Genomic DNA, 14,251 nt, shown 5'->3' with positions numbered 1-14,251 from the left:
CGCTTCCGCGCGTTCAGCCAGATCCCGCACAGGGCGGGCGGCACTACGGGAGGGCCAGCCGGGGCGGAGCGGATTAGACTTGGGGTTTTCCGCTGCAAGAGAAGTCCATGTCCAAGCTGCGCCGTCCCACCCTGGCACTGGCCATCGTTGCCAGCCTGTCCCTGGCCGCCTGCGACCGCCCGGCCGATCCGGCTGCCGGCACCGCCGCGCCTGCCGATGCCGCACCTGCGGCCGCCAAGCCGATGCTGGGCAGCTTCGGCTTCGATGCCAGCGGCATGGACCGCAGCATCAACGCCGGCGATGATTTCTTCGGCTTCGCCAACGGCACCTGGGTGAAGAACACCGAGATCCCGGCCGACCGCTCGCGCTTCGGCAGCTTCAACGTCATCGCCGAGAAAACCCTGGCCGACACCCGCGCCATTCTCGAAGGCGCCGCCGGCAACACCCAGGCCAGCGGTGACGACAAGCTGATCGGCGACTACTACGCCGCCTACATGGACGAAGCCGGCATCGAGCAGCACGGCATCGCGCCGGTGCAGCCGCAGCTGAAGGCCATCGATGCGATCGCCGACAAGGCCGGGCTGGCCCGTGCCCTGGGCGGCGACGTGCGTGCCGACGTCGACCTGCTCAATGCGACCAACTTCTACACCGACCGCCTGTTCGGCCTGTGGGTGTCGGTGGACCTGCTGCAGCCGGACCGCAACGCGCCCTACCTGGTGCAGGGCGGCCTGGGCATGCCCGACCGTGACTTCTACCTGGGCGGCGGCCGCATGGCCGAGCTGCGCAAGCAGTACCAGGCCTACATCGCACAGATGCTGCAGCTGGCCGGTGTCGCCGATCCGGCGGGCAAGGCGCAGCGCATCCTCGCGCTGGAGACGAAGATCGCGCAGGCGCACGCCACCCAGGAAGAAACCAATGATGTGACCAAGGGCGCCAATCCCTGGACCCAGGCCGACTTCAATGCCAAGGCGCCGGGCATGGACTGGAACGCCTTCCTCGACGCGGCCGCGCTGGGCAAGCAGCAGGACTTCATCGTCTGGCAGCCCAAGGCCGTGGCCGGCCTGTCCAAGCTGGTCGCCACCGAGCCGCTGGATGTCTGGAAGGATTACCTGGCCTTCCACGCGCTGGACCGCGCCGCTGCCTACCTGCCGAAGAAATTCGCTGATGCCCGCTTCGCCTTCCACGGCACCACGCTGAGCGGCACGCCGCAGCAGAGCGACCGCTGGAAGCGTGCAGTGGACGACGCCAACCATGCCATCGGCGAAGCGATCGGCAAGCGTTACGTCGAGAAGCACTTCGACGCCAAGACCAAGGAACGCGCGGACGAGATGGCGAAGAACATCATCGCCGCCTTCGCCAAGCGCATCGACGCGCTCGCGTGGATGTCGCCGCAGACCAAGGCCAGCGCCAAGGCCAAGGTGGCCGGCCTGACCGTGGGCATGGGCTACCCCGAAAAGTGGCGTGATTACACCGGCCTGGAGATCCGCCGTGATGACGCGCTGGGCAATGCGCAGCGCGCCGAACTGTTCGAGTACCAGCGCAACATCGCCAAGCTGGGCAAGGCGGTCGACCACAGCGAGTGGGCGATGCTGCCGCAGACCATCAACGCGATGAACGTGCCGCTGGAGAACCGCCTGGTGTTCCCGGCCGCGATCCTGCAGCCGCCGTTCTTCGACGGTGCTGCCGACGACGCGGTGAACTACGGCGCCATCGGCGCAGTGATCGGCCACGAGATCAGCCACGGCTTCGACAACGCCGGTGCGCTGTTCGACGAGACCGGCAAGCTGCACAACTGGTGGACCGCTGAAGACCTGAAGCAGTTCAACGCCGCTGGTGATGCGCTGGCCGCACAGTTCAGCAGCTACGAGCCGTTCCCGGGCGTGCATGTGAACGGCAAGCTGACCCTGGGCGAGAACATCGCCGACGTGGCTGGCCTGGGTACCGCCTACGATGCCTACCAGCTGTCGCTGCAGGGCAAGCCGGGGCAGACCCTGGAAGGCTTCACCCCCGACCAGCGCTTCTTCCTCGGCTTCGCCCAGGCGTGGCGCAGCAAGAGCCGCGAGCAGGCGCTGCGCAACTCGCTGCTGACCGATGTGCATGCACCGGGCCAGTTCCGCGCACTCACCGTGCGCAACATCGACGCCTGGTACCCGGCGTTCGAAGTGAAGGAAGGCCAGAAGCTGTACCTGGCCCCGGACAAGCGGGTCAAGGTGTGGTGATGTAACCGGAACGGGCGCCGAAAGGCGCCTGTTTCATTTCCCGGTAGCTGCCAACCCTGGTTGGCAAATGCCCCGCTCTGGTGGGTGCCAACCCTGGTCGGCACATGCCCCGCTCTGGTAGCTGCCAACCTTGGTTGGCAAATGCCCCGCTCTGGTGGGTGCCAACCTTGGTCGGCAAATGCCCCGCTCTGGTAGCTGCCAACCTTGGTTGGCAAATGCCCCGCTCTGGTGGGTGCCAACCTTGGTCGGCAAATGCCCCGCTCTGGTAGCTGCCAACCTTGGTTGGCAAATGCCCCGCTCTGGTGGGTGCCAACCTTGGTTGGCACGGAGCAGGAATCCACGCATGGCGTGGATCTACCTGCGGGTGGTGGCAACCATCAGCAGAGCGCTCGCAGCCAACACCGCAGCAGCCCAAAGCGTGGCGTACGGCCCGACACCATCCAGCAGCCGTCCCCCGCCCCACGCGCCAAGTGCGATACCGATGTTGAACACGCCTACATACAGGGCGGTGGCGATCTCCACGGCCTGCGGCACCGCTTTCATCATCCAGCTCATCAGGCCCACCGATACGCCGCCATAGGCCAGGCCCCATAGCAGCAGCACCGCAATGCCACCGCTCGGCGTGCCCCCCACCCACAGCAACAGCAGCGGCGTCAGCAGCAGGCCCGATGCGATCGCCAGCAACGTACCGCGCGGATGGCGTGCTGCCAGCGGCCCGGCGATGAAGTTGCCGGCGATGCCGGCCAGGCCGTAGGCAAACAGCAGTGCACCGATCCACGACGCCTCCACGCCCGAGACGGACGTCAGCAGCGGCCGCACGTAGGTGAAGGCGATGAAGTGCCCGGACACCAGCAGCACGGTCAGCCACAGCCCACGCCGCAGGTCGCGCTGGCCAAGCTGCTGTACGAACTGCCGCGGCTGCGCCGATGTACTTACAGGTAACGCGGGAACCACCCGCAGATGCAGCAGCATCACCGCCGCACTGAACAACGCCATCGCCGCAAAGGCGCTGCGCCAACCCAATGCATCCCCGATCAGCGCGCCCAACGGAACGCCCAGCACCGACGCTGCGGCCACGCCGCCGAAGATGATCGAGGTAGCCAGGCCGATGCGGTCAGCCGGCACCAGACGCGCAGCCAGACCGCCGGCGATGGCCCAGATGCCGCCCATGCAGAACCCCACCAGCACCCGTGCGGCCAACAGCCAGCCGATGCCCGGTGCCAGCGCCGACGCGAGGTTGGCGACCAGCAGGAGCGCAAGCAGCGCGCACAGGATGCGACGGCGATCGATGCCACCGGCTGCGATCACCACCAGCGGTGCGAACACTGCCGCCAGCAGGGCCGGCAGCGAGATCATGAGGCCGGCTGTGCCGGTGGACGCGCCGAGATCTTCGGCGATCGGGGTCAGCAGGCCGACCGGCAACATTTCGGTGGTGACCACCGAGAACGTGGCGAGGCCGACGGCGGAAACCGCCCACCACGGATGACGAGGCACAGGCGCGGCGTGCGCAGGCGATGAAGCGCTCACGGGACGATTCCTTCAGGGGATGTGGTCGAGGCAGACGGGCGCAGTGCACGGTGCGCGAGCACGGCGAACAGCAGCACGCCACCGCCTGCCACCAGCGCAACAGCAAAACCGCTGCGCACGCCCCCCGCATCGACACCCTGCCCGGACAGTGCCGCGCCCAGCGCCACGCCGATGTTCAATCCGGCCAGCAACCAGGTCATGCCTTCGGTCAGGCGCGATTCGGGCACGTACTGTTCGACCAGCGACATCGCCACGATCATCGTCGGCGCGAAGAACACCCCGGCCAGCAGCACGGCAACGGCCAGGGCAGGCAGGCTGCCGACCCACAGCAGCGGTAGCGTGGCCAATGCAGTGGCCGCTGCTGCGGTCAGCAACAGGCGCGGCAACGGGATCTGCAGCTTCAGTGCACCAAACAGCAGGCCCGCCGCGCAGCTGCCCAGCGCATAGGCCGACAGCACCCAACTGGCAGCCAGTGGCTGCCCGCGCTGTTCGGCGAAGGCCACGCTGGTGATGTCGACGGTACCGACAATCACACCCATCGCCAGCATCAGCAACGCCAGCAGGCGGATCTCCGCTTGCCGCAGCAGCGAGCGCGAGGGTGTTGCGCCTTCGCAGCGCTGCAGCGGTGGTTCGGTACCACGCTGCAGGAACAGTGCGGTCACTCCGATCACCAGCAGAAGGGCTGCAGCCAGCACGCCGGCCTGTGGCCATACCGCTACCGACAATCCGACTGACAACGGTGGCCCGGCGATGAAGGTGACCTCGTCGAACACCGTCTCCAGCGAGTAGGCGGTCTGCAGTTGCGGGCGCCCGCGATGGATCGCGGTCCAGCGCGCGCGCACCATCGCCGACACACTGGGCATGCAACCGGCCAGCATCGCCGCAATGAACAGCGTCCAGTCCGGCGCGGCCAGCAGCGTGCACGCAAGCAGCAACAGCAACCCGGCCGCACTGGCCGCGGTGGCCCACGGCAGCACCCTGCCCTGCCCGCGCCGGTCGACCCAGCGCGATACCTGCGGCGACAGCAACGCGTAGGTCAGCACGAAGGTGGCCGACACCGCACCGGCCAGTGCATAGCTGCCGCGCAGCTGGGACAGCAGGGTGATGATGCCGATACCGGTCATCGGTAGAGGAAGGCGTGCCAGCAGCCCGGCCAGGGCGAGGCCGGCGGTGCCGGGGGCCGCGAACAGGTCGCGATAGGGGGTGGCCATCAGGTTCTCCAGGGCAGCGACTTGCCTGGCGCACTGGGCGCCACGACAATACATACAGAGTGTATGAATAAGAGGCTACATTCATACGCACCGTATGTAAATAATCATGCACTGTGTATGTAAGGAGCTCCGGATGGTTCGTCGCACCCGCGCCGAGATGGAAGAAACCCGCGCCACCCTGCTGGCCACCGCCCGCCGGGTGTTCAGCGCGCATGGCTATGCCGCCACCTCGATGGACGACCTGACCGCCCAGGCCGGGCTGACCCGCGGCGCGCTGTACCACCACTTCGGCGACAAGAGGGGTCTGCTGGCGGCTGTCGTCGCCCAGCTCGATGCCGAGACCGACCTGCGTCTGCAGGCGATCAGCGATGGCGCGGATGATGCCTGGGACGGCTTCGTGCAGCGTTGCCGCGCCTATCTGGAGATGGCACTGGAGCCGGAGATCCAGCGCATTGTGCTGCGCGATGCGCGCGCGGTACTGGGTGGTGCCTCACCGGAATCGCAGCGCCACTGCGTGCACTCGATGCAGCACCTGATCGAACATCTGGTGGCGCAGGGCGTGGTGGCGCCGGTGGACGCGCAGGCGCTGGCGTCGCTGATCTACGGCAGCCTGGCCGAGGCCGCGTTCTGGATCGCCGAGGGCGAGGATGGCGACGCGCGCCTGCGGCAGGCGACGGCGGCGCTGGAGATGCTGTTGCGTGGGTTGAAGTCGGCCGGGTGAAGCCCATCCGCGCATGGCGTGGATCTACTGCGGAATCCGCTCTGGTAGAGGCCAACCTTGGTTGGCGCTTCTTCGGCACCGCGCGAAATGCGTGCCGACCAAGGTCGGCAGCTACCAGAACCAAGGTGTCAGTAGATCCAGCTACTGCGGAATCCGCTCTGGTAGAGGCCAACCTTGGTTGGCGCTTCTGCGGCACCGCGCGAAACGCGTGCCAACCAAGGTTGGCACCTACCTGGGAACGGTGGGCCACCCGCGCAACACCGCCACCGGCACGCCCATGCGCGTGCAGGCGCGGCTGGCCAGGCCATCGGGTAGCGCGCGGCGGAACAGCGGCGCCATGCCCTGCATCAGCTTCGCCGACGCGGCCGCCTGCGCCCGTTGGCGGCCATTGCGCTCGAGCATGCCTTCGGCCCAGTCCGGCAGCAGCGCGGCACCGGCCCCCAGAAACACTTCGCGCGACAGACCCGGCACCGGTACCGGCAGGCGCACGCCGGACAACACCTCCAGCACTTCGCGCGAGCGTTCGTCGACGCGCAGTTCCGGCTGCCGCGCGCAGAAGTACGCGGCCACTTCGGCTTCACTGCGTGGCACATCCACCGCACCCAGTGCCTCGGCCACGCAGCGGTACTCGTCGTAGTAGCGATCGGCGATGTGCGCCGGCACCTCGCGCCCGTAGCGGCGGAAGCCTTGCAGGAAGCCAAACGCCTCGGTCACGTGCACCCACGTCAGCAGCTGCGGATCGTCCGCCGCATAGGGCTCCCCCTGCGCGGTCTGGCCCCGGATCTGCGCATGGATGCGGCGTACCTTGGCCACCAGCGCCTCCACCTCGCCGCTGGGCGCATAGCTGGTGCCGGCAACGAAGGCGGTGGTGCGACGCAGGCGTCCCACCAGGTCCTGGCGGAAATTGGAGTGGTCGTAGACGCCGGCCAGCGCGCGCGGGTGCAGGGTCTGCAGCATCAGCGCACACAGGCCACCGGCCAGCATCGACGGGAATTCCGCATGCAGCCGCCAGGTGACGCTGTCCGGGCCGAACCAGCCCGGGTCTCCCAGCGGGTGGTCGTAATCGATGCCGCTCTGGCCACGCGGGAAGGCCTCCAGCACCCAGCGCCGGATAGGCGCGGTGACGGGGCGGGAAAGTCGCTGCAGCAGAGCCGGCATCACAGGTCCAGGAAAGGCGGAAGAGCGGCCGCAGGTTGCGCGGTCGGCCCCGATTCTGGGCGATCACGACGCCGACGGCGAGTCTCCGCGCTCAGCCACGGTTTCATGTGCAGCCGCAGCACGTTTCACCCTGCGACATCCTGTCGCAGGCTGCGACCATGATGTTGCAGTGCAACAACATTCACCCATTCAGACAAAACCCTTACGCCGCTAGGCATTGCGCCCATTGCACGGCTCGCTGGAAGTGCTAGAACTGAACCCGCCACACCGTCCAACGCTGATCGACGCACGTTCCACAAGGAGCCAGCCATGATTGCTTTGTTCAAGGGTTTGGGACTACTGCTTCGCGACAACGAGCTCTACAGCAGCCCGTTCGAAAAACAGGTCGCGCACTGGCGCAGCCTCAGCGAGCAGCAGATCCGCGATGAAGTGGCTGTGCTGGCCCAGGCTAAGTGCCAATGGCTGATCGCCTCGATCGTCGGCTGGCAGGCGGCCTCGCTGCTGATCCTCGGGCTGATCACCAACTACCTGTGGCGCGACGATTACCACATCACCTTCACCCGCGTGGTCGTGGTGTTCGGCTCATGGATCTCGATCCTGTTCGTGATCTGGTTCATGGCCAACATGTTCGACCGCACCGCCGGTTTCGAGCGTTGGATGAAGGCCTTCAACAGCCGCGCCCGCATCAGCTCCAAGGCCGACAGCGTCGAGAACGTGGCCGAGGCACTGGACCTGGCCGAGCACTACCCGGAAGTGCTGGACTACAAGCAGGCCGTCACCGCCAAGCGCGAGCTGCGCCATGAGGACATCCGCATCATGACCGAGATCGGGCGCATGAAGCAGCACTCAGAACTGGTCGGCCGCCTGAACCATGTGGGTGAGAACGAGCACCACCACGACCTGACACTGCAACCTGCCTACTGACCCTTCAGGGAAGCGGGGGGACCCACAATGCCACCGTGATCACTCACGGTGGCATTGTTCTATCGGGTCCTGGCTGACGCATTGGTGGAAGCCCCTGGGCAGGTCACGCATCGCCTCGGTCTTTCCCACCGCCACCGCGAACCGACGCAACGGCGGCGTGGCACACGCGGCCCCGCTGCTGCATGCAGGGTCCAGCACCACGTAGTGGCAGTGGCCACTGCTGCTGGCGATGCACTGGAACCGCGCCTCGCCATCGACCACGGTGCGTTTGCTGTACAGCGTGTCCACGCCGTTGGCATTGGTACGGGTGATCGAGGTTTCGCTGGACTTCTCGCAGCCGGCCAACGACAGCGCAGCAACGCAGGCAAACAGGAACAGGCGCATGGTGCCTCCAGGGTGCGGCTACATGCCGCGGAACAGGCTCATGAAGGGTTGGCTGACCACCAGCGTCTCCGTACGCCCACGCAGGCGCAGCACCCCGCGCCCGGTATCGTCGCGGCTGACCGCTGCCACCGCCTTCATGTTGACGATGGTCGAGCGATGGATCTGGCGGAAGTGCTGCGGATCGAGCACTTCCAGCAGCTCGCGCAACGGTGTGCGCAGCAGGCTCTCACCGGCCGCGGTCATCACGGTGGTGTACTTGTTGTCAGCACGGAAATAGGCCACGTCTTCCAGCATGATCAGCTGCGTCTCGCGGCCGTTGCTGGCGGTGATCCAGGCCAAGGGCGGGCGCTCTGCCGCCCTCTGCGACGGCCCCAGGCGCTGAAGCAGGCGTTCGAGTACGGCATCGTCCTGGCGCGTTGATGGCAGCCGCGACAGGATGCGTTCGCGCGTGGCCAGCAGGCGCTCATCGCTGACCGGCTTCAGCAGGTAGTCCATCGCACCCTGCTCGAACGCGTCGATGGCGTACTGGTCGTAGGCGGTAACGAACACCACCTGGGTGCGCGGGCTCAGTTCGGACAGCGAACGGGCCACTTCAATGCCACTGATGCCGGGCATGCGGATATCGAGGAAGGCGATGTCCGGCTGTTTCTCGGCCAGCTGTTCCAGCGCACTGGCGCCATCCTCGCACTCGGCCACCAGCTTCAGGTCCGGCCACAACCGGCCCAGCTGCTCGACCAGCGACTGCCGCAGCAGTTCCTCGTCTTCGGCAATGAGCGCCTCAAGCGGCATGGCTGCGCTCCTTGCTCGACTGCGGCAGGGTCATGGTCGCGGCCACGCCGCTGGGGAAGTTGGCGACGATCGCCACGCCGGCCTGTTCGCCGCAGGTCAGGCGCAGGCGCTCGCGCAGGTTCTTCAGGCCGATGCCGGTACCGCTGGTGCCCTGGCCGAAGCCGAGGCCATCGTCGGCCACCGTCACCGTTACATGGTCATCGAAGCCACGCGCCAGGATCCAGATCGTGCCACCGCCGGGCTTCGGTTCCAGGCCATGCTTGATCGCGTTCTCCACCAGCGTCTGCAGCGCCATCGCCGGCAGCTGCACGCCGTGCAGTTCGTTCGGTACCTGCACCTCCACCCCCAGCCGTGCGCCCATGCGGATACGCAGGATCTCCAGGTAGGCACGGGTGCGCTCCAGCTCCACGCCCAGCGTGGACAGCGATTCGTCCACCTGTGGCAACGAGCTGCGCAGGTACTGGATCAGGTGGCCCAGCATCTGGTCAGCACGTGCCGGGTCGGTGCGGGTCAGCACCTGCGCGTTGGCCAGCGTGTTGTAGAGGAAGTGCGGTTCCACCTGCGCGTGCAGCAGGTTCAACCGGGCCACCGACAGCTCCTTTTCCACCTGGGTCTGCTCGGCCGCGGCCTGCTCGTCGCGACGCTGGTCGGCAACACGGCGGCTGATCGCGCGGGTGACCGCTTCGGCGTTCTCGAAGTTGCTGCCCTCATCCAGTGCCAGCAGGTCGGCCCACCAGCCGGCATCCGGCTCAAACAACAGGGTGACGGTACTGGTGCCCTGCCCCGGCGTGACCGTCGCCAGCACGCTGTTGCGCTTGATCGCCAGCCGTGCCGGCAGGTTCCAGCGCGATGGCTGGCGGCCGTTCCAGGCATCCACGCGGCGCACGTAGGCCCGCACCTGCAGGCTGCCGGCCGAACTTTCCACGTCTTCAACGCGCGGCAGTTCAGCGATGGCCGCTTCCACCACCGAGAATGCCTGGCCGGCATCCATCGGCAGTTCCACCTGGCGGCGCTGGCGGCCGGAGAGCGTGGTCGAATCCAGCCGGCCGGCGACCAGCCAGACGCGGCGTACATGGGTAATCGCGCTGCCCAGCGCGGAAATCATCAGAAACATCGCCAGCAGGCCGAAGATCCAGCCGGGGCCATCGTTCATGCCGCTGAAGATGCCGCTCCAGACCATGCCGGCGACGAACAGCGCCGCAGCCCAGGCCAGCAGGTGACGAAGCAGGAGAGAGAGGCTGGCGAACACGGCGGCGCCTTGGAGGAAGGGGGTGAGCCGAGCATAGGGCGGCCCGCCGGGCAAACAAGCGGGTTGCGACGAAGGGCCGGAAAGCGGGGATGGAAGCCATTCTGGTAGAGCCGGCCGCTGGCCGGCTCCCCATGACCTCCACAAGCATCACAAGGTTGCCGGCCAGCGGCCGGCACTACCCGGGAGGCGCCGGGCGAACCCGGCGCATTCCCTTACTTGCGCTGGTCGGCGCTGGCGTCACGCACGGCGCGGAACGATTCGTCCTTGCTCCAGTTTGGCCAGCTGCGCGAGTTGGCCAGCTGGTTGCCCAGCGTGTACAGCACCTCCAGGTCGCGGGCGGCACCGGCGAACACCCAGTCCGGCTGCCACTCGTCGCCCTGCTGGTGGTAGCGCTTGGCGGTGTAGTCCTCGGAGGCCTTCTTGCCTGCGGCCACGCCACCGTCCACCCAGTCCTGGCCGGCCGACCAGGACAGCGCCGGCACGCCACGCTTGGCGAACGGGAAGTGATCGGAGCGGAAGAACAGGCCCGCTTCCGGCTTCGGGTCCGGCGTGTAGCGGATATCCCAGCCCTTGGCCACGTCCTTCAGCTGGTCCAGCAGCTCGAAGCGCGCGGCACCGTAGATGCCGAAATCACGCGACGGCCCGAACGGCGCCATGCCATCCATGTTGATCACCGCCACGGTCTTTTCCAGCGGATACAGCGGATGGGTGGCGTAGTACTCCGAACCCAGCAGGCCCTTTTCCTCGGCGGTGACCGCCAGGAACAGCAGCGAACGCTGCGGGCGCTTGGCCTTGGCGAAGCCACGGGCCAGTTCGATCAGCGATGCGGTGCCACTGGCGTTGTCCAGAGCGCCATTGAAGATCCGGTCGCCACGTGCGTCGGGCTCGCCCACGCCGATGTGATCCCAGTGCGCGCTGTAGACGATGGTCTCGTCCGGGTGGCTGCTGCCCTCCAGGCGTGCGGCCACGTTGTGCGAGGTGATCACTTCGGTCTTCACCGCGTACTTCGCGTCCAGGCTGGCGCCGGTCAGCGGCACCGGGGTGAAGTCGCGCTGCTGCGCCTTCTTCTTCAGCGCCTCGAAGTCCTGCCCGGCCGAGCGGAACAGCTCCACGGCCAGGTCGCGCTGGATCCAGCCTTCCAGCAGCGGGTGGCTGTCGGCCGGGTTGTCGCGCACCACGTCGAACATGGTGTTGGTGTTGGAACCGGCCACGGTGGCCCAGCCGTACGACGCCGGTGCGGTCTCGTGCACGATCAGCACGCCCAGCGCCCCCTGGCGGGCGCCTTCTTCGTACTTGTAGGTCCAACGGCCGTAGTAGGTCATGCCCTTGCCGTCGAAATCACCCTGGCCGGTCTCGAAGTCCGGGTCGTTGATCAGCACGACGGCGATCTTGCCCTTCAGGTCCACGCCCTTGAAGTCATCCCAGTTGCGCTCCGGGGCCTTCACGCCGTAGCCGAGGAACACCAGCGGGGCCTTGCTGATGTCGACGTTGCTGGCGCCGTTCATGGCAGCGCGCACGGCGATCTGCTTGCCCTGTTCCAGCGCAACGGTCTTGCCGCCCTGGTGCAGCGCCAGCTGCGGTGCGCCGACGATGTCGCCCTTGCGCAGCGGCACCGCCTGGGTCCACAGGCGCTTGCCGTCCTTGAGGTCGCCGCCCGGCTGCAGGCCGGCGTCGGCGAACTGCTTGCTGAGGAAGGCGATGGTCTTCTCTTCGCCGGCGGTGGCCGGGGAGCGGCCTTCGTAGGCGTCGGAGGCCAGTTCCTTGACGTCGGCGGAGATCCGCACGCCATCGAATTTCGGGGTGGCCGCCATCAGTGCGCTCGACACCGAAAGGGCCAGCACGCCCAGTACTACTCGTTTCATTGCTCTCTCCAGCAGGGAAATCCTTCTGGAGTGTAAGGGGTTCGGCAGGGCTGCGCCCTGCACCCGCAGAAACAACGGCAACGGCCGAAGCAACAGCAAAAGCTGGGTTCCTGAGGGTAGGCGGGGTAGGTCCGGTTGCGGGGGACGCCGTGAATCCGTCCCTGGAGGCTTGGGCGCGCCATCCATGGCGCTTACACCCCCGCAACCGGACCCACCCCGCCTTCGACAGGTTCCCGCTGCTGTTGGTGGGTGTCGACCTTGGTCGACACACCGCTGTTGGTAGGTGTCGACCTTGGTCGACACGCCGCTGTTGGTAGGTGTCGACCTTGGTCGGCACGCCGCTGTTGGTAGGTGTCGACCTTGGTCGACACACCGCTGCTGGTAGGTGTCGACCTTGGTCGACACACCGCTGCTGGTAGGTGTCGACCTTGGTCGACACACCGCTGCTGGTAGGTGTCGACCTTGGTCGACACGGACGGAAACAAGAAGGGGTCAGTTCCCTTTCCCAGCGGGAACGGTCTCTGACCCCATCGGTGTGTTGCTTGAGCCTGTTACCAGTTCGGGTCTTCGGCCGGGGCGGCAGCGGGCTTGGGCTTCGGCTTGGCCGCCGGGCGCGCGGCGGCAGCCGGTGCAGCCGAGGCCGTTGCGCCAGCAGCGGCAGCAGCCGGCTTGCTGCCCAGCTTCTGGCGCAATTCAATCTGGCCCGGACGGAAGCCGCCGCGCATGGCGTCGACGCCGTCTTCGATGGTGCCGTACGAGGTCTGTGCAGCCACGCGGTCGATGCGGATGGTGCAGCACGGGTGTTCGCTGCGGCCCAGCGAGCGACCGGTCTGCGGGTCCTTCAGTTCTTCGCCCAGGCGCACGGCCTGCCAGCGCTGGCCGGCCTGCACGGTGTCACCGCCCTGGCTCAGCACCACCTGGTCTCCGTCCACCGAAACCACCGACACCGGGAACAGCGTGGTGACGATGGCGGTGCCGATCTGGCCGGACAGCGATTCCATCATCGCCGCGGCCATGTTGCGGCCATTGACCACGCGCGGCAGGGTGCTCGGGCCGGTCGAGGCCAGCTGGTGATCGAAGCTGTCGGACATCACCACCTGGCCGGTGGTGGCGTTGATCAGGCGCAGGGTAATGCGGCCGCCACCGGAGTACGAGGTCACCTGGCGGTCGGACATGCGCAGGTTGCGCACGCTGCGCGGGTACTCGAAACGTTCGATGGTCGGGATCAGGATCAGGTCGGTCGCCAGCTGCTGGCCCACGCGTGCGGTGTCCTGCAGGCGCACGTTGCCACTGTTGATGTGATCGATCTCGGCCTGCAGTTCGTCGCCGAATTCGCGGTCCAGCACGATGAAGCGCTGGGTCTGGGTCAGCGTGTCGGACAGCCGTGCGCGGATCGCATCGGCCACTTCATCGGCATCCACGCGGCCGTCTCCGACGGCGTAGCTGCCGGCCTTGGTGCGCGGCAGGGCAACCACGATCTTCGGCTTGCCCTGCTCGTCCGGCGCGCGGTACTGGGCAATCTGTGCGCGCACGCGCACCTTCCAGTAGCTGCGCATGCTGCGATGGGTCACGTCGGAATCGAACGAACTGGCGCCACGCTTGGCATCGACGTTGACCTTCTCGTCGTAGCTTTCCCTGACGCTGGCCGAGGCCGAACCGCTCTTGGCCGATGCTTCGCCGGAGGCACTGGCCGACGCCGAGCCCTTGAAGCTCCAGCCTTCGTCGCTGGCGCGCACGCGGGCGATGGTTTCCTCGTCCAGCTGCCGCACTTCATCCTGCGACAGGATTTCATAGCCCAGCACCGCGCCCTGCGAGCCGGCGATCATCTGCTGGGTGAACGCGTCGGCGCGGATATCGCCGACGTGTTCGTCATCCACATCCACATGCAGGCCTGCACGCAGGCTCTGCATCTGACTGGCCACGCGTACGCCGTTGACCTGCGCCACCGCCGACTGCAATGCCGCCAGCACCGCCAGTTCCGGGGTGCTGCCAATGCCGTCGGCTTCGCGCGCGACCTGGGTGATGCCGCCGAAATCCGGCGTGCCACGCAGGGGCGCTGCTTCCACTGGCGCATTGCTGGCCAGTGCACTGGTTGCCTTGTCCTTGGCGGGCGCGGCGGCCGGGGTGTCCTGCTTGCCACAGGCTGCAAGCAGCGTGGCAGCCAGGCCCAGGCCGATCAAACGGTAGGTCATACGCATGGAGATTCG

General features: G+C 67.1%; 11 protein-coding genes. 3 read left to right on the top strand and 8 right to left on the bottom strand.

Annotated elements, in window-relative coordinates; all coding sequences use genetic code 11:
• The first annotated feature begins 107 nt into the window (after positions 1 to 107).
• On the top strand, positions 108 to 2,219 hold the full coding sequence (locus ACSYAO_RS02355; RefSeq protein WP_032128756.1) for a M13 family metallopeptidase: 2,112 nt from the start codon (positions 108 to 110) through the stop codon (positions 2,217 to 2,219).
• A 354-nt stretch (positions 2,220 to 2,573) separates the two neighbouring features.
• Here ACSYAO_RS02355 and ACSYAO_RS02350 read toward each other — a convergent pair whose 3' ends face one another.
• A complete protein-coding gene (locus ACSYAO_RS02350) occupies positions 2,574 to 3,746 on the bottom strand; it encodes an MFS transporter (RefSeq protein WP_049460662.1) in 1,173 nt (390 codons plus the stop codon).
• Positions 3,743 to 4,957 carry an MFS transporter gene (locus ACSYAO_RS02345; protein ID WP_049460663.1) on the bottom strand — a complete coding sequence of 405 codons (1,215 nt, stop codon included), beginning with the start codon at positions 4,955 to 4,957 and terminating at the stop codon, positions 3,743 to 3,745. The genes ACSYAO_RS02350 and ACSYAO_RS02345 overlap by 4 nt, the downstream gene beginning before the upstream one ends.
• Positions 4,958 to 5,090: 133 nt before the next feature.
• Here ACSYAO_RS02345 and ACSYAO_RS02340 point away from each other — a divergent pair, with 133 nt between their 5' ends.
• A complete protein-coding gene (locus tag ACSYAO_RS02340; RefSeq protein ID WP_049460665.1) occupies positions 5,091 to 5,678 on the top strand; it encodes a TetR/AcrR family transcriptional regulator in 588 nt (195 codons plus the stop codon).
• Between the two features lie 228 nt (positions 5,679 to 5,906).
• Here ACSYAO_RS02340 and ACSYAO_RS02335 read toward each other — a convergent pair whose 3' ends face one another.
• A complete protein-coding gene (locus ACSYAO_RS02335; protein WP_049460666.1) occupies positions 5,907 to 6,836 on the bottom strand; it encodes an oxygenase MpaB family protein in 930 nt (309 codons plus the stop codon).
• 309 nt (positions 6,837 to 7,145) lie between these two features.
• Between ACSYAO_RS02335 and ACSYAO_RS02330 the strand changes: the two genes are divergently transcribed.
• Positions 7,146 to 7,760 (top strand): hypothetical protein, encoded by a 615-nt coding sequence (locus ACSYAO_RS02330; protein WP_032128761.1) that lies wholly within the window; start codon positions 7,146 to 7,148, stop codon positions 7,758 to 7,760.
• A gap of 39 nt (positions 7,761 to 7,799) precedes the next feature.
• On the opposite strand, the gene ACSYAO_RS02325 is transcribed toward ACSYAO_RS02330, so the two are convergent.
• The 5 genes from ACSYAO_RS02325 to ACSYAO_RS02305 all read right to left on the bottom strand — a co-directional run bounded on the left by ACSYAO_RS02325 (position 7,800) and on the right by ACSYAO_RS02305 (position 14,242).
• Entirely contained in the window at positions 7,800 to 8,144 is a 345-nt protein-coding gene (locus ACSYAO_RS02325) for a hypothetical protein (protein ID WP_032128762.1), read from the bottom strand.
• Positions 8,145 to 8,162: 18 nt separating this feature from the next.
• The gene (locus tag ACSYAO_RS02320) at positions 8,163 to 8,933 is read right to left on the bottom strand and encodes a LytR/AlgR family response regulator transcription factor (RefSeq protein ID WP_032128763.1); all 771 of its coding nucleotides are present in this window, start codon (positions 8,931 to 8,933) and stop codon (positions 8,163 to 8,165) included.
• A complete protein-coding gene (locus ACSYAO_RS02315; protein ID WP_010484138.1) occupies positions 8,923 to 10,182 on the bottom strand; it encodes a sensor histidine kinase in 1,260 nt (419 codons plus the stop codon). The genes ACSYAO_RS02320 and ACSYAO_RS02315 overlap by 11 nt, the downstream gene beginning before the upstream one ends.
• Positions 10,183 to 10,394: 212 nt before the next feature.
• Positions 10,395 to 12,044 (bottom strand): M28 family metallopeptidase, encoded by a 1,650-nt coding sequence (locus tag ACSYAO_RS02310; RefSeq protein WP_049460669.1) that lies wholly within the window; start codon positions 12,042 to 12,044, stop codon positions 10,395 to 10,397.
• A 551-nt stretch (positions 12,045 to 12,595) separates the two neighbouring features.
• The gene (locus ACSYAO_RS02305; protein ID WP_049463530.1) at positions 12,596 to 14,242 is read right to left on the bottom strand and encodes a CsgG/HfaB family protein; all 1,647 of its coding nucleotides are present in this window, start codon (positions 14,240 to 14,242) and stop codon (positions 12,596 to 12,598) included.
• Between the last annotated feature and the right edge of the window lie 9 nt (positions 14,243 to 14,251).

Source organism: Stenotrophomonas sp. STK16_22, from assembly GCF_051984505.1.
Classification (GTDB): domain Bacteria; phylum Pseudomonadota; class Gammaproteobacteria; order Xanthomonadales; family Xanthomonadaceae; genus Stenotrophomonas; species Stenotrophomonas maltophilia_A.
This window is presented reverse-complemented; position numbering and strand designations above follow the sequence as displayed.